This window comes from Desulfosporosinus meridiei DSM 13257, assembly GCF_000231385.2.
In the GTDB taxonomy this organism is placed as follows: Bacteria; Bacillota; Desulfitobacteriia; order Desulfitobacteriales; family Desulfitobacteriaceae; genus Desulfosporosinus; species Desulfosporosinus meridiei.
Genome location: NC_018515.1, coordinates 1,552,595 through 1,570,969, shown reverse-complemented (window position 1 = coordinate 1,570,969; position 18,375 = coordinate 1,552,595). Strand labels below are relative to the sequence as shown.

The following is an 18,375-nucleotide window of genomic DNA, read 5'->3' as shown; positions in this document are numbered from 1 at the left end:
TATTATTCCCTTCGTTGAATACCCTAAGAAGAGAACTCAACTACTTTTTTCCTAGACTTAAGTAAGAGCCAGCTATATTAATCGACTCAAACGATTAAATTCTACGATTATCTACATAATTCAATTGATTTTTTGAGCCTAGCAAGATATTCTATACATTATATAAGTATGTCTTTATTTTGTTGTGACAAAATGACATATATTCATTCACCGCACTGAGAAGGGAGTATTATACCACTATGGAACTCTTAAAAAACAAGATTCGTGATACTGCAAGAATTAGCGAGGATCGAATAATTCAAGTAGATAATTTTTTAAATCATCAATTGGATATTTCCTTATTCAACGAAATAGGTAAGGAATTCAAACGGAGGTTTGCTGATAAAGAAATAACAAAAATTATCACAATCGAAACCTCTGGCATCGCTATTGCCTGTATAACCGCTCAATATTTCGACAATATACCCGTAGTTTTTGCCAAAAAACATGCCGGCCTCAATATGAACCCTGATGTTTACGAGGCCAAGGTTTTTTCTTACACAAAGAATCAGGAATATACCATTAAAGTATCCAAAGCCTTCCTGTCTGCTAATGATAAAGTCTTAATCATCGATGATTTTCTGGCAAGCGGCAGCGCACTCTTGGGGTTGGTTAGTTTAGTTAATCAAAGCGGTGCGGAAATAGGTGGAGTAGGGATTGTCATTGAAAAAACCTTTCAAGGCGGCCGAAAAGTCGTTGAAGAAAAAGGGGTTCAGATAGAATCGTTAGCGATGATTGACGCGTTGAAAGATGGTCAAGTTTTTTTCAAATAACCTTGGACAAGTTAACACTGGGCTAAGCCTAAGGAAGCAAAGTTAGAAATAGCTTTGCTCCTTTTATTTCATAAACTCAATTTCAGAAAACCGTTAGGAAAATTATTTTCTTGCCGTAGATTAACTTAACTCAACAACATAAAAATTACGTCTTTGTTAAGACTAAATAGTATGTTTCTAGAGTAAGTAAATTCAGGAGGAAAACAATGAATTCTAAGCACATTAAGTTTCTAATAGCACCTGTAATAAGTCTAGTATTAGTTGCTACAGTCTTAACTACAAATCTTATTGCTCAAACACCATTCAGTAGAACAAATATCCCAGCACAAGTTAAGGTAACTGCAGCCTCACTCAATGTAAGATCAGGACCCTCCGTTGACAAAATTAAAGTCGGAATACTGTATAAAGATCAAATAGTAGATTGCATTGGCAAGATTGGTTCTTGGTGGGTTGTGCACTTAGAAAATGACACTGTAGGATTAATTTCAGCTAATTATGCTAAGGCCTATTATCCGCCTACTCCCGCCCCAGAACCAATGCCGACTCCTCCCCCTGCTCCTACTCCTGCTCCTACTCCGGCTCCAGCTCCTACTCCGGCTCCTGCTCCAGCTCCGGCTCCGGCTCCAGAGCCAACCCCTGAAAAGCCGACTATCGGAACAGAAGAACAAAAGATGCTTGATTTAATTAACCAAGAGCGCTCAAAAGTAGGGGTCAAACCTTTAAGCGCAGATATTGAGCTGATGAAAGTTGCTAAGCTAAAAGCAGAGGACATGGTGGATAACAATTATTTTTCCCACACTTCTCCTACTTACGGTTCTCCCTTTGATATGTTAAATAAATTTAGGATTACCTATAAGAGTGCTGCCGAAAATATTGCCGGGAATTCATCTGTAGAAGCCGCTCATAATGCTCTAATGCAATCTGAAGGACACCGTAAGAATATCTTGAATGCCAGCTTTAACTATATAGGTATAGGCATAGTACCCAGCCCTGTCTATGGAAAAGTTTTTGTACAAATGTTTGTTGGACGATAAGAATGTATGGAGACCATCAACTAAGGCGTAGACAACAATGTCTACGCCTCAGTTCTTTAAGTCTTTTCTATGCTTTTTCATAGGATCCAGACCTCACATTTATAATTTAGATTCTGGAATATTCCAGACAAATAAGCCTGTCTTTACTTGCTTTTGATCAGACCGATTAATTGCATTAAAGTCTTAATTTTTGTCCATTAGTCTTAAACCACAATTTCCACACTGTGTAGTCCCGCATATAATCCTCAACCCTTTGCCAGAACTGTTTGGAATGATTAAGATAAGTCAAGTGGGCCAATTCATGAATTATAATGTAATCAATCGCTGTATCTGGGGCCATAATAATTCGCCAATTCAAATTAATATTACCTTTACTTGAACAGCTTCCCCAACTGGTTTTTTGATCCTTGAGCCGAAAATCCTTATAGGATACCTGCATTTGTTTGGCATGCCAATCTAGTCTCTCCTTTAGAACCTTGCGGGCTTGAGCTTTATACCACGATATCAAAGCCGTCTTAATATTCAATTCAGCATCCTGTTGGGGTAAATCTTGAGGTAAATTGACGACAAGAAGCTGTTCCTCTAGACAAACTCTCATCATTTTCCCAGTATGCCTCTTAAGTTTTAATTCGATTCTATTCCCGCGATACAAGAAGTACTCCCCATCGATATACTTAGCCGGCGGTTTCAGGGCGGCTTGTTTAGCCAGCCAATGTTTTAGAATCCATTCTTGCTTAGAAGCTAACAAGTCATTTAGTTGCTTAAGAGATACATTGGCAGGAGCTGAAATACGAACTCTGTCATCAAAAATACTAAGAGTTATTCTTCGATAACGTGAACTCCTGCGCTCTTCATAGGGAATAGAGTAATTGTTAATTGTCAGTGTAGTCATTACCGATTCTACCCTCCTCTTTCAGGAGTTCTTTTAAGTAGGCTGATTGATGTGTTAATCAATCTATACAATTTGATAGCAGCCGCAAGCGCTAACCTGGTATCAACACTCTCCAGTGATACTCCAAGAATCTCTTCAATACGTCGTTTGCGGAAAACCAATGTTTTATAGTGTATATATAATCTGTTAGCAGCATCTTTCAAGTTGTTGCTTTGCAGAATCTCTTCTAAGGTAATCAATAAATCGGACCCTTTTTCTTTGTCATAATCTATTATACAACCTATCATTTTTCGAACAAAATCTGACGAATAATCTTGTTCATAGATTAACGACAATATCTGGAATAAACCAACATCCTTATAATGAAAGATTCCGCCATCCTTGTGCATTTGACATTGGGCTGAAATAAGCGTGTTCCAGGCCTCTTTATAACTATTTTTTATACAGTCAATACCTGAATGGAAATCACTTATCCCAATTGAAATAGTCAGACCAGGCTCAGCATTGCTTAAAAATGCTTTGAGTTCGGATGCTGTCAAAATACTACTTTGAGTCAAATCTTTAGGAGTATTGCTAGCGTTAATCAAATTACCTTCCCACAACACTCCAATCTTGTCGCAATTATTCCAGACCAAATAGTTAGTATTATTACTAATCAGATAAATAAGTCGATTCACCATCTGCTTAGAATGGTCATTTATTCGCTGATCCTTTTGATCTTTATCGCTATGTCCAAGGACATTGATCAAGAAACAACATAAAGAACCCCGGAAATTAATCTTCAATTTTTCAGCCATTCCAAGGGTTTTTTCAGTTAAGCTTATGTTTCCACTAAGAATATCATTAATAAAGTCACTTTTACGCTGCAGTTCATAGGTAAATTTCAACATGCGCTCAACTTCATAGCGCTCGGTTATGTCAGATACAACAACAACTGCGGTCTTCTTCCCATTTACTTGATATTGCATCGGAGCTGTACGCCCCTCAAAATAGCGCTTCACTGACCCAATATCCATTTCGCGAATCATGCTTCGATTCTCCCCAGTTGCAATAACCAGTCGGATATCTTCAAGCATTAAATCCGCTAGCTCAGCGGGAAATAGTTCGTGGAATGTACAACCCACCATTTCTAGGTTAGGCATAAGAGTATGCTTCTTATTACCAAAGACCTCAATATATCGCCCATCCTCATCAACAATTGCGCTCACATCAGGAATTGCTCGGGCAAAGTCTTTTAACTTGTTCTTACTTTCAATAATCCGGTCTTCGGCTTCTTTATATTTAGTTATATCAGAAATTGTACCTACCGCCCGAATCGGTTCAAATTGCTCATTATAAATAAATCTCCCAATTGACCTTACCCAAAGATATGAGCCATTTTTGTGCTGCAGGCGATATTCCAGATCAAATTGATCAGTCTTGCCTTCTTCACATAAGCGTATTGCTTCAGCTATTTTTTCGCTGTCTTCGACGTGCCAACGACTTCTCCATTCTTCTAGTTCGTCAGTTATCTCATTCTCTTCATAGCCCAAAATTGCCTTGCATCGTTTGTCTATATAATTACTATTATTGACCAAGTCGTAATCCCAAACACCTGCTCCCGTTGCCTCAAGTACCAACTCTAAACGCTCATTGTGATCTTTCAGTTCTTTCTGAGTCTGAGTTTTATCCGTTATGTGAGATTGATTTATAGTATTATGCTCAATTGCCCTAGTCATATTTTTACCCCTCTTGACGGCATCTACATTTAGCACTATGATTCGACATTTAATACCTAATACCTTTTAGCTGTTAGCAAGTTATTTAAAACAATATTGAAAATTTAAATAGTCATAATCTTCCTGCCTAAAGCAAAAAATGAGAATGGAGGTTAATCCATTCTCATTTCTCATCTATAACAGTCACCTATTTGCACTCGTTCTGAAGTTGATTTAACAAAGCCACAACCTCTTCGGATGCTTGAGTCATTTCAACTAGAATCTGTTCGACCTTTTCCATATTCCCTTTTTCATACTCTAGAGCAGCTTGGCGGGCAAAACTATGAACTTTTTCGTGGGGAGACTCCAGACGTTTAAGCGAGGTCAAGCTGCTAAGTTTCTGGGTATCAAGACTATCTACCCATTTACCTAGCCGACATTCATGATGATCGCCAACCTCACTTGCCTTGATATTCTCAAACCCCAATATCATATTATAGATTCGCCAAGTCCAAAGGAGATGATCGGTTTTGCACAGTTCCAAAGCCTGATGTGTGTCCAGTTCAGGAATTCTTGTAATCTCCCGAAGCCTTATTTTTTGCAATGATTTGCTGATATTATAAATTCCTTGACCCGTCTTCTTGGCAATCTGATTGATCTCTTCTGATGCCTTAGAAGTTCCTGTTATACTTCTGGAGGACTCCTCAATTGATGCACTTTGCTCTTCACTGCCGGCAGCAATACTATGTATATCTTGAGTTACCGCATTGAAGCTTTGAATGATACTTTGCATTGATTCTGCAGACTCCTGCATAACTGCCTTTCCATTCTGCATAGTCTGAGAAAGGGCTTGAATTTTATTGGTAGTTTCTATAGAATTACTGCTTAATGCAGAAATTTTGCGACTAATATCTGAGACGGAGCCTTTTGTATACTCTGCCAATTTACGCACTTCATCTGCAACAACTGCAAATCCTCGTCCATGTTCAGCGGCACGGGCTGCCTCAATAGCAGCATTAAGAGCCAAAAGGTTGGTTTGATCAGCAACTCCAGAGATTACCCCTACAATTTGCTCTATCTCCTCCATTGAACTTAACACTTCTTGAACTTTCTGACTTACTATTCCAAACTCATCAAAAGACAGTTCTACAAATTGAATGGCCTGTTCAATTTTTTCTCCACTAGAGGCAGCCGCCCTTGTAGCTTGTTCAACAAATTCCGAAGAGTTCGTTGACGATTCTGCAACCTCATTGGCTGCCGCACCTAATTGTTCAGCTTGTTCGGAAAGATTTGCAAGTTGAATAGTCTGTTCATTTAATTGCATTAGCATCTCACGAATAGATGTCATACTGGTAAGGTCTTGAACCGTTTTATCGAGCTCTTCCAAGGATAGCTTAATAGCCCCTTGGCGTTCAGCCATGACTCGATTTATGATTTCCACAATAGGGTGTATTGGGCTAGACGAATGGATGTCAACATTCAGCTTACTGTTAAAATCATATTCCCTTAAACTCTGATAAAATTTCTCGCAATCTTTTTCGTAATCTTTATGTTGTCCCTTACGTGATTCATTCGGCATTTTGCGAAATAAAAACAACTCTGGCACCTCACTACCCAATTTTTTTATATTATTCTAGTAGAAAAATTACGACATGAATTCTACTATATTATAATTAATAAAGAAAATACTATCTATTATCTCAGAGAGATACATTATTCGACAATTGTTAACGTTTTCTTGTCCCGAAGGGATAAGAAAAGAACCCCAAGGCGTGCCTGGGGTTCTATATAGGCAAATAAATGAACCTAAATATCCTACAGCTTATTTTTTCCGGGCAGCTGACCCCTCGGTCCAGTAGGTAAAAGTGCTCGTCCGTATAAAGGATTGAGAACGCCTGCTGCCGAGGCATACCAGGCGCAGGCAGCGGTAATTAAACCAAATACCCCTCCGGGAACGCTGGATATAATTCCGAATTCTGCTAAATCTAACAGAATAAAGGTCACTTCGAGACAGGCAAAAACTGCGACTAAAGCATTACTAATTCTAAAAGTTCCGATTAACATGTAGGTATTGAAGACTGTAAAGGCTATCAAATACAGCCCGATTGCTTCATGCCCAAAAGAACCGAAATTTAGAACATCTAGTGTCTCAAGAAGTACCGTAGTACTTAATCCTATCCAAAATGCACCATAGGTTGTAAATGCTGTAGCACCAAAAGTATTGTTCTTTTTGAATTCCCACATCCCAGCTAAGACTTGACACATTCCTCCATAAAACAGACCTAGGGGAACAAACAAAGCCCCCATCTCACTAGGAACAAAGTGAGCATTCGACATACTAAGAATAAAGGTTGTGAGTGCAAAGGCTGCTAACCCCAGGGGCCCTGGGTCAGCTATTGAACTTTCTCTGATTTCCATTACTTCTTTAATAAGATACCCTCTCCTTCAATTAACCCTGAAAATTTTTTTGCCATCTTTCATTGGCTTCTATTTTTACCTCGCACAGTTTATCACAACATTACAGATTCATCTACAATTCGATATTTTTATCATTTTTCTTTTCTTTCATATTTTTAGCTAATCTTAAACCATTGCTCTAATTCGGTAATAACTAAGCGTTAACCCAAAAGCAGAAGCAGAGATAAAATGCGATATACCTGCCGGCAAAGTCCGGTCTTTTAGATGTGGTATTTCGAATCCAATTGCTAAACCGTATAAGAAAAACCAAACCAAAACGCTAAAAACCCAGCCCTTAAACAAGAGTTTATGCTTATTGACTATTAGGTAAAAAAAGAGAATGCCAATAAATCCCGAGAAAAAAACTTGCGCTATCTGAGCAAAAATTAATTCCCCTATCCCAGACTGTAGTCTACCGAATACAACTATAGAAGCCCAATCAAACAATCGTTCTTTATGGAATCCAATCAGATACAATGTCCAATCAATAAGATTCATGACAATTGCCCCAAGCACCCCTCCGATAAATCCTTGGTAAACTCTATCTTTCAAAATATCATCCCTCCTTGATGTGAGATATTATAGCCTGGATATTAATAAATATTCTAGTTTTACATAGAAATGGACAGGTAAAGCTTTGGGCTTCTTTCCCCAAAGCTTTACCTGTCCATTATTCATAGCAAGCTGTTTTAACCCTTGCCTTTGTGTAATTAACTTAAATTCTGTTGATTTTGGCTTTGTTGGAAAGCTTGCTGTCTCCGATTCATTTCTTCCTGTGTCATATTTTGATTAAGCTGTTGGGCATTTTGGAACTGTTGAGATTGTACCTGCTGTGAACCTTGGTTCATATCTTTTGAATCAAAGCTTTCAGCTTTTTGCATACCATCTTGAGCCTGTTGAGCTTGTTGTTCAAATTTTTGGGCCTCTTGTTGATTGTTAATATCCATTAATATTACCTCCTAAGTTCTAATTCTCAATGCTATTATTATCCAAAATCACTGATGTTATGTAAGCACTAATCACTCTAATGGAAAAGAATACCCTCACATCACATTTATGATATGAAGGTATCCTTCTTTAGCCTCTTTTTAAATTATTCTTAAACATAGGGTCAACTTACCAAATCAGCTTACATGTCCTCTTGTATGCAATATATACAATTTTTCCTTCTTAAGCTTTAATATCTAAGTTTGCTCCTAAGAAAGGCTGAATAGATGTCTCCATGGCCTTAGTCATGCCACCATCCATCGCAATGATTGATTCACTCTGATTAGCAGCAACATCCATGGCCATTTTCATAACCGCTAGACTGGATTGTTCTTGAACTTTATTTTGATTAAGGATAATTGACATGGCAGCTATGTCCAAACTTGTTCCCTCCTTATAATAATTAATGAGCATCAAGCCAAAAAGTTCGGCTTTGTTCATCTAAATCTAGAATTTCCTGCTGAAATTTATGGATCTTCGCGTTAACCAAATCAATTTGCTTCTTACTAAGTTTATAATCTCTGGCAAACTCAGCAAGTTCTTTCATTTTGCGGAGTTTTGCTTCAATTTCATCCAATTTCTCGATTCGCAGTTTCGCCCATTCCAGTTTTAAAGTTAAGTAATCATCATTGCTCAGTACAAGCACCTCGTTTTTAGAAAAACACCATCTTTGGTATAACGAATAACCAGCACATAGATCCCTTGTTTTTGGCAGGTGCCTCTGGTTTGTTTTGAGAAAGTGTTTCTCTAATTATAGCTTATTTTATCTGGCTTTCACATAGTAACAAGATTAAAGTTTAGCCATTTGAGACTGTAAAGCCACTAAAAATAATGGCTTTAATCCTTCTAGGGGGCCAACTATTAGAAGCAAACAGGCGGAACCCTGATTTAATTCCTACCAACCTAAACAGGACATTTCCCTGTGGGTTCATTCCAAATTTTCGTTTAGCTTATTTGTGTTTTACGCTTTTTCCAAAGCTTTTTCTTCTTACTACCCGTGACCAATTCAACTCGAAAACCTTTCCTGCTTTGCCGAACTGTAGCAGCCATAAACCCAAAAAACATTAACGACCACACCCCACTGGTGACGACTATCCCCAAAATTATTCGTAATGATGTGGTCCAGAGAAGCGGCCTGCTCAAAAGATAAAGAACATAGCTTAACCCTGATAAAAAACCTCCTTTAAAGGTTACCGGCGGAAGATCCCTAAGCATGACTATTAGCTCTTCAGGTAGAAACACATAGATCAGACCTAAGGCTAACAAGAGGATAAAAAACAGGTTAATGAGATACATAAACAAGGAGGCACCCGGAGAAATACGCTGTTGTGGAGTGTCTGGATTATAGCGACAATTGTTGATGGAATAAAAGAGACCAATGGCGCTTGATCCCAAAGACAGTAGCACAGCTCCAAATGCCAGGGCAAAGATCAAACTTGTCGAAACCCCTATAGCTAAGGCAGTGCCAACTAACAAAGTTTCCATTAACAATAATGTCGGCAGAATAGCTGCCAATAATTTCCCCCAGACCACAGGCCAACCGGCAAGGGGAACACTATTCAACAGCCAGTCTGATTCTCCTTCTCTGCCAAAAGACTGCAATGCCAAATTCCCACTGAACATAACTGTGTACATGATTAATACAGTTATCAAAGAAGCTTGGCTGGATTTTACCTGAGAAAAAAGAAATTGCCCAACAAAAAACAGCATGATGATTAAGGGCACTAAATAACCGAACCATTCACGCGTATCACGCTTCATGGAAAGCAAATCTTTCTTAGCCACCGCCCACATTCCAAACCAGGGCGGAGCAGTATGGCTGACTTCTTTTTCGAATAGAGAGTATGAAACAAGCTCTCGTTGAGGATGGACTTTTCCTTGCTCTGCAGAAATCCCTTTTCGGCGCCGTCTGCCACCTTCGCCTTGGCTAAGGGAAATAAATCCCCGGCGAAAACCCCGTTCGACCAGATTAAAGGCAAGGAGAAAAAGAAGTACTCCGACAACCATTATTAGTAAACTCCAACCCAATCCAGCAATAAAGTCCCCGGATATCCCTGAAACTAAGGCAAGTGAACCCCACCCCCATGGAAAGTAGTCCATAATCCCCAGCATTTGCTCCTGCCCGGCTATCCAGGCACCCAGATTCAATTCTTCCTCGCTGTTAATTAACATATTGGGAATTTGAAAAACTATTGCTATCAAAATTCCTGCCAAAGCCCCGATAAAACCTACAGCTTCTTTGCTTCGATGGGGGGGGACAATTCTCATGATCAACAGATTAATCAGCTCAGCAATTGCCGTACCCAATGCCCAAATTCCAAGACCCACCAAGGCGACGAGAATGTAAAATGATGCTCCCGCTTGAAAGAGCAATCCATAAAAAACCCCGGGTAAGAAGGCAAATAACAATGCCGTCAGAAAATTACTTCCAACAACAGCTAATGATTTGACGGCAAAAACAGCTTTAATTGAGACCGGCGCCATAAACAAAAGCTCTAAATCCTCGGACATATAAAGGGCTGCAAAAGCAGCAGTAATTCCGAAAAAAACCTGACTTGCTAATCCACCCATAAATAACAGTGAAAGAAACCCTTTAACCGTCTGAGGAGGCATTGTTTTCAAAGCACCATAAGCAAAATAGCCTAAGGAGCTAAGCAAAGCGATTAGTCCTAATACCAGAACAGCCATACCCAGTAAGGCACCAATTGGCCGATGCCTCATCTTATTCCAACTAACACGCATTTGGTTTTTAAGCAGCAAGACGAAATCTTGTCTAAAGGATTGACCCGCTGGGGGATCTGCCAAAGGTGGGGGTAAAATTATTTTCATTGGTTTAACCCTCCTCTAGGCTTTTAATAAGTTCAGCGTTTTCATGACCACCTGTCAGCTCCAGGAAGATATCTTCCAAGCTTTCTCCTCCATGCCCCACCTTCCGGCGAAGTTCTTCGGGGCTTCCTTGAGCAATGAGTTGACCTTCCTTCAGAATCGCGACACGATGACACATTCTCTCGGCAATTTCCAAAATATGAGTAGAGACAAAAACTGCCGCCCCCTGCCTGGCCATCTCCTGCAATACATCCTTCAACAGGCGGGCACTTGCCGGGTCAAGACCTACAGTAGGCTCATCAAGAAGAATCACTTTAGGCTGATGGATAAGCGCTGAAGCTAACACTACTTTCTGGCGCATACCATGAGAGTATCCTTCTAACAATTCATCAGCCCGGCCTTTGAGCCCAAACAACTCCAGCAGTTGGTCAGCTCTTTCCTTCATTACATTTTTAGGTACACGATAAAGTGCAGAAATAAGGTACAAGAACTCTCGTGCCGAAAGCTTACCATATAACTTAGGCTGATCTGGCACATAAGCCATCAGCGCTTTGGCTTGGGTAGGCTGCTTGCTGATTTCATAATTGCCAATATAAGCTTCTCCTTCACTGGGATCCAGGAGGCCCGTTAGCATTTTAATGGTTGTTGTTTTACCGGCACCATTCGGCCCCAGAAATCCGAATATCTCACCGCTTTTAACTTCCAGATTAAGGCCTTTAACGACAGACACAGGGCCATACCGTTTGGTTAATTGATTCGTTTTAATTAAGACTTCTTCCATTGATAGCGCCCCTTTGAGTTATTCTAGTGTTAGTATGGTATATATTTTAGTTCAATAATCACAAATTCCTTATTATTATTTCGAGATTACTTGCCTTAATCCTCTATTAGATCCAAATTCAAGAAATAGATCGATTTTCAAAGTAGACGAATAAATAAGGCATGTCGGCAAACGCTATAGTCTAGGACTTTAATGTATGGATCAGGAAATACTATTCAAAGGAGATCGACATGCTGGAGCAGTTAGAACATCGGGATATCACACATCTGACTGACCTCATTGCCTGGGCTAACGAAAACGCTACTCAGAAAAAGCGCCTTTTTCTCATAGAAAATCTTGCCCCTCTTGTCATGGGAATAAAACCTTCAGTACTTATGAACGTGTCCTATAATGATGAAGTGGACTGGAGTAAATTCAAGATTCTATTTACTCGTCCTAAGGCACTGGAGATTAGAGAAATTCGGAAACTTAATGGACAGCTTCAAGTAATGTTTTATCAAAAGGATCTCTTGGATTCCGTATTGAGTCAAAGAGCTATTCAACAATTCCTGCGATCTTTAAGCTATCCAACCCAATATTCATTAGACAACTATTTGCAAGTCTTGAAGGATAGGATCGTATCAGGTAAATTCCCTCATGAAATCGGGGTTTTCTTAGGCTATCCGTTAAAAGACGTTTTAGGGTTCATGGGACTTCAACCCCTTCCTTATACAAGGACACAAGGGTGGCGGATTTATGGGGAGGAAAGACCTTCAAATGAAGTCTATGAAAGCTACCGAAAAGCTCGTCGTATGATGAGAGCACTAGCCGAGCATATTGATCATGACGGACAAAAGAATGCCATAAGAAAGTGAGTGTTAAGGATGAATTACAAATGTCCCTACTGCCATACTGTCCACAGCGGAATAGAGTGGGACTCAGTCACCTTAAAAGAATTGGGGCAAAATAAAATCAACGATTTTAGTGACAATGACATTGAATCAATCGAAATGAGTATCCCAGGGTATCACTACATATGCCCTAGTTGCGGTGCAGACACTACAATCAGCGAGATTAGAAGCGTATAACTCTGTAAAAACAATTCTTGTAGACAAAAACCTTTGTTATTATCTTTAGTTAGATAAGCAAAGGTTTTTAATATTAATATGGAGATTTTCTTATCATGCTTTTGGCACTTTATAATCTGCCTATGGAACTGGTAATATTTCATGGCGTCAAATATTATTATAGCATTCGCTCATCGATAACCCACTAAGAATTAAAGCTCCCAAATCTATCCTTTCTGATCAAGAAAATCATCTCTTGAAGTGCATTGGCAAGCCCGACCAAAAAAGATTTAAAACTTTTTAGAAAAACCCTTGACTTTTATAATAATTATAATATAATAATAAATGTAAAGAGCGCAAGCGATTAACACACAATAAAGATAAAAACATTTAAAAAGGAGAGGAATTTAATAATGAAAAAATTTGTATGCGGTATCTGCGGTTACATCCATGAGGGAAATGAGGCTCCTGACAATTGCCCACAATGTAAGGCTCAAAAAGATAAGTTTTCAGAAAAAGTCGAAGGAGTCCTGCAATGGGCTGATGAGCATAAAGTAGGAATAGCTCAAGGAGTAGACCCGGAAGTCATCGAAGGTTTAAGAGCTAATTTCGTTGGCGAATGTACAGAAGTTGGTATGTACCTAGCTATGAGCCGTCAAGCGGATAGAGAAGGTTTTCCCGAAGTTGCTGAAGCTTACAAACGAATTGCCTGGGAAGAAGCCGAGCATGCCGCCAAATTTGCTGAACTACTAGGTGAAGTTGTGGATGCTGACACCAAGAAAAATCTTCAGGTACGAGTTGATGCAGAATATGGAGCAACTCAAGGAAAGAAAGATCTTGCTACTTTAGCTAAAAAGCTCAATTTAGATGCAATTCATGATACTGTTCATGAAATGTGTAAAGATGAAGCACGACATGGCAAAGCGTTTAAAGGATTGCTCGACCGTTATTTCAAATAATAGTATAGTTGTTTTACAAAAGCACGCCGAAATAAATATTCGGCGTGCTTACTTATGCTTTGACCTGGTAAGTCTGATTATCTCCTAAACAACCACTTATCCATGAGTTGTAGTCATTCCTGTTTGTCTGGTATGCTTAGGCTCTTTTCCTAATCTCTTTTCCTAATCAATGAGACGATTTCTCGTATTTTGGCTTTATCCTTAAATCCAGCGCTTTCAACCCCACTGCTAATGTCCACTCCAAAGGGATCGACAGTCTTTATGGCCTGCAAAACATTAGTGCAGTTTAAGCCACCGGCCAGAAAAAATGGGGCTTTGACTCCCTCGATAATTGTCCAATCAAATGTTTCTCCCGTTCCCCCTGGGCTTTTATCGGAATAGGTATCAAACAAGAGGTATTTGCAGTCCATTGTCTCCACTGCCTTAAGATCAGATTGGGAACGCACTCGGACTGCTTTGATAACCGGTTTTAAGCTTTTCGCCCTAAGTTGTTCGATATAGGTCTTATTTTCCTTGCCATGAAGTTGGATCAGATCAATGATACCCTTGGAACAGATATCTAGGATATAGTGAATGCTCTCATCCACAAAAACCCCTACGGTTTGGATTTCTTTATCGAGAAGATTCTTCAAACTATAAGCCTTTTGCGGTGTAATCTTACGTTTACTCTCAGCAAACACAAAGCCCACGTAGTCTGGTCTCACCTCATTAACCGCCTCTATGTCACACTCTCTGGTTAGTCCGCATATTTTTATTTTGGTCACCAGGCAAATCACCCCTTAACTCTTAACGCCTAACCCTTTAGCTCCCTCATAACTTCAGCCTTATTATCACTTCTCATAAATGCTTCGCCAATCAATACGGCATTGACCTTACTTTGGCCCAGCATTTTTATATCCTCTATTGTTTGAATCCCACTTTCCGAGACAAGTATCACTTCTTTCGGTACCAGATGCCGGAGGGAGATGGTTGTTTGCAAATCAACTTCAAATGTCTTTAAGTTCCGATTATTAATACCGATAATTCTGGCACCGGCTTGCAGAGCTGACTTAATCTCCGCTTCAGTATGGGTTTCTACCAGGGCTGAGAGACCTAAACTATCAGAAATCCGGATATATTCCCGTAGTTTGTTCGTATCAAGTAAGCTGCAGATTAACAGAACTGCCGCCGCACCAATGATTTTCGCCTCATAAATTTGGTAACTATCAATCACAAAATCTTTGCGGAGTAGAGGTATTTTCACTCGATCTTTAATTTCTGTTAAATATTTATCACTGCCCAAGAAGAATTTTGGTTCTGTCAGTACAGAAATTGCGTTCGCGCCGGCTTTTTCATATTCCTCAGCTATACCTACATAATCAAAGGACCCACTAATTATCCCCTTAGACGGGGAGGCTTTTTTCACCTCGCAAATGAAAGCAATGTCTGGATTGACTAGTCCTTTTTCAAAGGCAAAAGGCTTTTCAGACTTAATAGCCAGGGCTGCTTCCCTTATCTCCTCAAATGACTTACTTGCTCTTAATGTTTTGACTCTTTCAATGGTATAGAGGGCAATTTCATCCAGTATCATAGCACTACCTCATTAGACAGAGTAATAAATTTTTCCAACTGTGCTTTTGCTTTTCCACTGTCGATAATTTCTGCGGCCAGCCTGACACAATCGCGGAGAGTCCTATGACTATGAAACATATACAGACAGAGGGCAGTGTTTAGTAAGACAATGTCCCGCTTAGGGCCCTTTTGTCCATTTAAGATATCCCGGGCAATTTGAGCGTTTTCTTCAGGATTTCCTCCCACAAGCTCTGCGGGTGAACACTTTGTAAATCCTAATTGTTCCGGGTCAAGAAAGAAGCTGTTTAACCTCCCTGCAAAGACTTCACAAACAGTGGTTGTGCTGCATAAGGTAACCTCATCCAGACCGTCATGTCCATGCACTACCATAGCTCTCTTTACCCCCAGATTTAAAAGCACTCTGGCTAAAGGCTCCACTAAATTTTCGTCATAAACCCCCAGCAGTTGAGTATTGGCTCCGGCAGGGTTTGCTAAGGGGCCTAAGATATTGAAGAGAGTTCTAATGGCTAATTCCCGCCGAACCGGTGCTGCGTATTTCATGGAGGCATGGTATGTGGGAGCAAACATGAAGCATAAGCCAATCTTGCGCAGTATTTCTTCGCTCTTTTCTGCGCTGATGTCAATCTTGACACCTAAAGCTTCCAATAAATCCGCACTTCCGCATTTGCTGGAGACAGATCGTCCTCCGTGTTTAGCAACAGGCACTCCGGCAGCAGATACGATCAGAGCACTTATTGTAGAGATATTAAAAGTATTAGCTTCGTCTCCCCCGGTTCCCACAATATCCAGGACATCCATTTCTGTTTTGAGCTTTGTGCACTTTTCGCGCATGACCATGGCACTGGCTGTAATTTCCTCGATACTTTCCCCTTTCATTCTCATAGCTGTCAGAAATGATCCTATTTGGGCATTGGTAGCCTCGCCGTTCATGATTTGCTCCATAACAGCTTTCGTGGTTTCCAGATCCAAATCTTGTCCGTTAACTATTTTATAGATAGCGTTTGTAATCATTATTCTCTGCCCCCTAGGCCAAGAAAGTTGGCTATAATTACTTTCCCTTTGGGTGTCAGGATAGATTCCGGATGAAACTGGACGCCATAAACTTCATAATCCCGATGTTTAACCCCCATAATTTCACCATTCTTATCCTCTGCGATCACTAAAAGCTCATCCGGAATACCCGATTTTTCGGCAATTAGGGAGTGATATCTGGCTGCTTCGATGATCGGAGGCAGGCCTCTGAAAATCTCATTGCCATTGGCGATGTGGATTGTGCTCTTTTTGCCGTGCATAACCTTCCGGGCGTGAATTATTCTGGCTCCAAAGGCCTCGCAGATCGCTTGGTGACCCAAACATACTCCCAGGATTGGGGTGCTTTCTTTTAGCTGACTAACAACTTCCTCACAGATCCCTGCTTCAGCAGGAAAACCCGGACCGGGTGAAATAACGATGTGGGTGGGTTTTAAGGCCTTTATTTCCTGAACACTAAGCTCATCATTGCGCACTACTTTTATATCCTCATCTATTTCTCCGATTAGTTGAAAGAGATTATAGGAAAAGCTGTCATAGTTGTCGATTAATAAAATCATTAATCCATCACCTCCTGAGAGAGCTTCAGGGCGTTTATCACTGCCAGGGCTTTATTTTCACACTCGAGACTTTCGTTTTCCGGTACACTGTCTGCAACGATACCTGCTCCAGCCTGCACGTATACTTTATCCTCTTTTTTTACAGCCATTCTGATAGCGATACAAGTGTCCATGTTTCCGGAAAAGTCGATATAGCCTATAGCGCCACCATAGATTCCCCGGCGAGTATTCTCTAGTTCGTCGATGATCTCACAGGCCCGGATTTTCGGAGCTCCGGAAAGAGTCCCGGCTGGCAGAACCGACATAATCGCATCCATGGCGTCTTTGTCCTCTCTTATCTCGCTGTTCACTTCAGAAGCAATATGCATAACATGGGAGAAGCGTAAAATTTTAAGATAGCTGTTCACTTTGACACTGCCAAATTTGCTGATCCGGCCTAAATCGTTTCTCCCCAAATCGACTAACATGTTGTGCTCACTAAGTTCTTTTTCATCCTCCATCAATTCCTGCTCAATCTGTTTATCTTCTTCCTCAGTAGCTCCTCTGGGCCTGGTTCCGGCTAAGGGAAAAGTAGCCAATTTTCCATTTTGAAGCTTGACCAGAGTTTCCGGCGATGTCCCGGCTATCTCAATATCTTTGGTTTTAATAAAAAACATATAGGGAGAAGGATTCGTCGTTCTCAATACTCTGTAGGTATCCATCAGGCTGCCAGTCATTTCAGCTTTAAAACGCCTGGACAATACTACTTGGAAGATATCCCCATCAATGATATACTCTTGCGCTTTTCTGACCATCTCTTGATATTCACTTCGCGTGATATCCGGTTGAATCTCCGACTTTAAGACAGGCTTATTAAGGACTTCAGTAACGTTTTGCTTAATTAATTTAATAATGTTATCGATTTCAAAGCTGGCTTTGCGATAACCTTCTTCTAAAGCATCTGTTCGAATATTAATGATGATATTGATCTTTTGTTTCAAGTGATCATAGGCAATGACCTTATCAAAAAGCATTAATTCCAGGTCATTAAAGTGATCTTCATCCCTGTTTTTAGGTTGCAGGGTCTTTTCGAAGTATTTGATATAATCATAAGCAAAATAGCCCACAAATCCGCCAGTAAAGGGTGGTAAAAAGTCAAAGCTGGGGGATTTATACTGGGCCAAGATTTCCCTGACGACTGTGGTTGGGTCTGATCCCCTGAGCTTAATAATCGTTCCATTGTCAATTTCGATATTATTATCCTTGCAAGTTACCTGAGTCACTGGGTCAAACCCTAAAAAAGAGTATCTGCCCCAAACCTCACCCCCCTCAACACTTTCCAAGAGATAATAACGGTGACTGATCGAATTGATAGCTTTTAATAAGGCGATGGGAGTTTTAATATCGGCATATATTTCTCGGGATACGGGGATTATTGTATACCCTGGAGCGATGATTTTTGCTTGCTCTAAGCTTGGTCTTAACATATGATTGACTCCTTTCTTTGCTAATCTTTGCTTAGATGAGTTTGACCGAATAAAAAAACTCACCCTTGACAATTGTTGTCAAGGGCGAGCAAATTACTGACTCACGGTACCACCTTGCTTTGCCGACATTTCGTCGGCAATCTTCAAAGAATACTATCATATTCCTCACATCTTAACGCTTGTGCTGCGTCGCAGGGTACTCCGGAAAAGTCCGTTTCATTGCGCCCTCAGCGGTCCATTTGCTATACTGCGTTCTG

Annotated in this window: 20 protein-coding genes; 5 read left to right on the top strand and 15 right to left on the bottom strand. The window is 40.2% G+C overall.

Annotation, left to right across the window (positions count from 1 at the left end; all coding sequences use genetic code 11):
* Positions 1–239 precede the first annotated feature (239 nt).
* Positions 240–812 carry a xanthine phosphoribosyltransferase gene (locus DESMER_RS07225; RefSeq protein ID WP_014902409.1) on the top strand — a complete coding sequence of 191 codons (573 nt, stop codon included), beginning with the start codon at positions 240–242 and terminating at the stop codon, positions 810–812.
* A gap of 206 nt (positions 813–1,018) precedes the next feature.
* Positions 1,019–1,846: a CAP domain-containing protein gene (locus DESMER_RS07220; RefSeq protein ID WP_014902408.1), complete on the top strand. Its 828-nt coding sequence runs from the start codon at positions 1,019–1,021 to the stop codon at positions 1,844–1,846.
* A 175-nt stretch (positions 1,847–2,021) separates the two neighbouring features.
* On the opposite strand, the gene DESMER_RS07215 is transcribed toward DESMER_RS07220, so the two are convergent.
* The 10 genes from DESMER_RS07215 to DESMER_RS07170 all read right to left on the bottom strand — a co-directional run bounded on the left by DESMER_RS07215 (position 2,022) and on the right by DESMER_RS07170 (position 11,486).
* On the bottom strand, positions 2,022–2,738 hold the full coding sequence (locus tag DESMER_RS07215; RefSeq protein WP_014902407.1) for a M48 family metallopeptidase: 717 nt from the start codon (positions 2,736–2,738) through the stop codon (positions 2,022–2,024).
* 8 nt (positions 2,739–2,746) lie between these two features.
* Complete coding sequence (locus tag DESMER_RS07210) at positions 2,747–4,456, bottom strand: PAS domain-containing protein (protein WP_014902406.1); 1,710 nt, start codon at positions 4,454–4,456, stop codon at positions 2,747–2,749.
* A 187-nt stretch (positions 4,457–4,643) separates the two neighbouring features.
* Positions 4,644–6,032, bottom strand: a complete 1,389-nt coding sequence (locus DESMER_RS07205) for a methyl-accepting chemotaxis protein (protein ID WP_014902405.1) — start codon at positions 6,030–6,032, stop codon at positions 4,644–4,646.
* Between the two features lie 218 nt (positions 6,033–6,250).
* The gene (locus DESMER_RS07200) at positions 6,251–6,853 is read right to left on the bottom strand and encodes an acetate uptake transporter (protein WP_014902404.1); all 603 of its coding nucleotides are present in this window, start codon (positions 6,851–6,853) and stop codon (positions 6,251–6,253) included.
* A 165-nt stretch (positions 6,854–7,018) separates the two neighbouring features.
* Positions 7,019–7,444, bottom strand: a complete 426-nt coding sequence (locus DESMER_RS07195) for a hypothetical protein (protein ID WP_014902403.1) — start codon at positions 7,442–7,444, stop codon at positions 7,019–7,021.
* 158 nt (positions 7,445–7,602) lie between these two features.
* A complete protein-coding gene (locus DESMER_RS07190; RefSeq protein ID WP_014902402.1) occupies positions 7,603–7,839 on the bottom strand; it encodes a hypothetical protein in 237 nt (78 codons plus the stop codon).
* A gap of 223 nt (positions 7,840–8,062) precedes the next feature.
* Positions 8,063–8,260, bottom strand: a complete 198-nt coding sequence (locus DESMER_RS07185; RefSeq protein WP_042333506.1) for a YjfB family protein — start codon at positions 8,258–8,260, stop codon at positions 8,063–8,065.
* Between the two features lie 22 nt (positions 8,261–8,282).
* Positions 8,283–8,456, bottom strand: a complete 174-nt coding sequence (locus tag DESMER_RS07180; RefSeq protein ID WP_242831062.1) for a hypothetical protein — start codon at positions 8,454–8,456, stop codon at positions 8,283–8,285.
* Positions 8,457–8,824: 368 nt separating this feature from the next.
* Positions 8,825–10,708 carry a putative ABC transporter permease subunit gene (locus tag DESMER_RS07175; RefSeq protein ID WP_014902399.1) on the bottom strand — a complete coding sequence of 628 codons (1,884 nt, stop codon included), beginning with the start codon at positions 10,706–10,708 and terminating at the stop codon, positions 8,825–8,827.
* Between the two features lie 4 nt (positions 10,709–10,712).
* A complete protein-coding gene (locus tag DESMER_RS07170; protein ID WP_014902398.1) occupies positions 10,713–11,486 on the bottom strand; it encodes an ABC transporter ATP-binding protein in 774 nt (257 codons plus the stop codon).
* Positions 11,487–11,716: 230 nt separating this feature from the next.
* Here DESMER_RS07170 and DESMER_RS07165 point away from each other — a divergent pair, with 230 nt between their 5' ends.
* The 3 genes from DESMER_RS07165 to DESMER_RS07160 all read left to right on the top strand — a co-directional run bounded on the left by DESMER_RS07165 (position 11,717) and on the right by DESMER_RS07160 (position 13,491).
* Complete coding sequence (locus DESMER_RS07165) at positions 11,717–12,340, top strand: DUF3793 family protein (RefSeq protein WP_014902397.1); 624 nt, start codon at positions 11,717–11,719, stop codon at positions 12,338–12,340.
* Positions 12,341–12,349: 9 nt separating this feature from the next.
* Positions 12,350–12,553, top strand: coding sequence for a hypothetical protein (locus tag DESMER_RS22945; RefSeq protein ID WP_083856465.1), 204 nt, complete (start codon positions 12,350–12,352; stop codon positions 12,551–12,553).
* A 392-nt stretch (positions 12,554–12,945) separates the two neighbouring features.
* Complete coding sequence (locus DESMER_RS07160) at positions 12,946–13,491, top strand: NADH peroxidase (protein WP_014902396.1); 546 nt, start codon at positions 12,946–12,948, stop codon at positions 13,489–13,491.
* A 149-nt stretch (positions 13,492–13,640) separates the two neighbouring features.
* Here the strand turns inward: DESMER_RS07160 and DESMER_RS07155 are convergent, their stop codons facing one another.
* From DESMER_RS07155 to trpE, 5 genes are read right to left on the bottom strand one after another with little or no spacing between them, the layout of a single operon-like run.
* On the bottom strand, positions 13,641–14,255 hold the full coding sequence (locus DESMER_RS07155) for a phosphoribosylanthranilate isomerase (protein ID WP_042333505.1): 615 nt from the start codon (positions 14,253–14,255) through the stop codon (positions 13,641–13,643).
* A gap of 29 nt (positions 14,256–14,284) precedes the next feature.
* Positions 14,285–15,061, bottom strand: coding sequence for an indole-3-glycerol phosphate synthase TrpC (gene trpC / locus DESMER_RS07150; protein ID WP_014902394.1), 777 nt, complete (start codon positions 15,059–15,061; stop codon positions 14,285–14,287).
* Positions 15,058–16,074, bottom strand: coding sequence for an anthranilate phosphoribosyltransferase (gene trpD / locus DESMER_RS07145; protein ID WP_014902393.1), 1,017 nt, complete (start codon positions 16,072–16,074; stop codon positions 15,058–15,060). Before trpD ends, trpC begins: the two co-directional genes overlap by 4 nt.
* On the bottom strand, positions 16,074–16,652 hold the full coding sequence (locus tag DESMER_RS07140; RefSeq protein ID WP_014902392.1) for an anthranilate synthase component II: 579 nt from the start codon (positions 16,650–16,652) through the stop codon (positions 16,074–16,076). Before DESMER_RS07140 ends, trpD begins: the two co-directional genes overlap by 1 nt.
* Positions 16,652–18,118 (bottom strand): anthranilate synthase component I, encoded by a 1,467-nt coding sequence (gene trpE, locus DESMER_RS07135; protein WP_014902391.1) that lies wholly within the window; start codon positions 18,116–18,118, stop codon positions 16,652–16,654. The genes DESMER_RS07140 and trpE overlap by 1 nt, the downstream gene beginning before the upstream one ends.
* Positions 18,119–18,375: the final 257 nt, after the last annotated feature.

Coding starts and splice junctions, on each gene's coding strand:
- DESMER_RS07225 (WP_014902409.1), top strand. CDS start 240: ATGGAACTCTTAAAAAACAAGATTCGTGATACTGCAAGAATTAGCGAG.
- DESMER_RS07220 (WP_014902408.1), top strand. CDS start 1,019: ATGAATTCTAAGCACATTAAGTTTCTAATAGCACCTGTAATAAGTCTA.
- DESMER_RS07215 (WP_014902407.1), bottom strand. CDS start 2,738: ATGACTACACTGACAATTAACAATTACTCTATTCCCTATGAAGAGCGC.
- DESMER_RS07210 (WP_014902406.1), bottom strand. CDS start 4,456: ATGACTAGGGCAATTGAGCATAATACTATAAATCAATCTCACATAACG.
- DESMER_RS07200 (WP_014902404.1), bottom strand. CDS start 6,853: ATGGAAATCAGAGAAAGTTCAATAGCTGACCCAGGGCCCCTGGGGTTA.
- DESMER_RS07190 (WP_014902402.1), bottom strand. CDS start 7,839: ATGGATATTAACAATCAACAAGAGGCCCAAAAATTTGAACAACAAGCT.
- DESMER_RS07175 (WP_014902399.1), bottom strand. CDS start 10,708: ATGAAAATAATTTTACCCCCACCTTTGGCAGATCCCCCAGCGGGTCAA.
- DESMER_RS07170 (WP_014902398.1), bottom strand. CDS start 11,486: ATGGAAGAAGTCTTAATTAAAACGAATCAATTAACCAAACGGTATGGC.
- DESMER_RS07165 (WP_014902397.1), top strand. CDS start 11,717: ATGCTGGAGCAGTTAGAACATCGGGATATCACACATCTGACTGACCTC.
- DESMER_RS22945 (WP_083856465.1), top strand. CDS start 12,350: ATGAATTACAAATGTCCCTACTGCCATACTGTCCACAGCGGAATAGAG.
- DESMER_RS07160 (WP_014902396.1), top strand. CDS start 12,946: ATGAAAAAATTTGTATGCGGTATCTGCGGTTACATCCATGAGGGAAAT.
- trpC (WP_014902394.1), bottom strand. CDS start 15,061: ATGATACTGGATGAAATTGCCCTCTATACCATTGAAAGAGTCAAAACA.
- trpD (WP_014902393.1), bottom strand. CDS start 16,074: ATGATTACAAACGCTATCTATAAAATAGTTAACGGACAAGATTTGGAT.
- DESMER_RS07140 (WP_014902392.1), bottom strand. CDS start 16,652: ATGATTTTATTAATCGACAACTATGACAGCTTTTCCTATAATCTCTTT.
- trpE (WP_014902391.1), bottom strand. CDS start 18,118: ATGTTAAGACCAAGCTTAGAGCAAGCAAAAATCATCGCTCCAGGGTAT.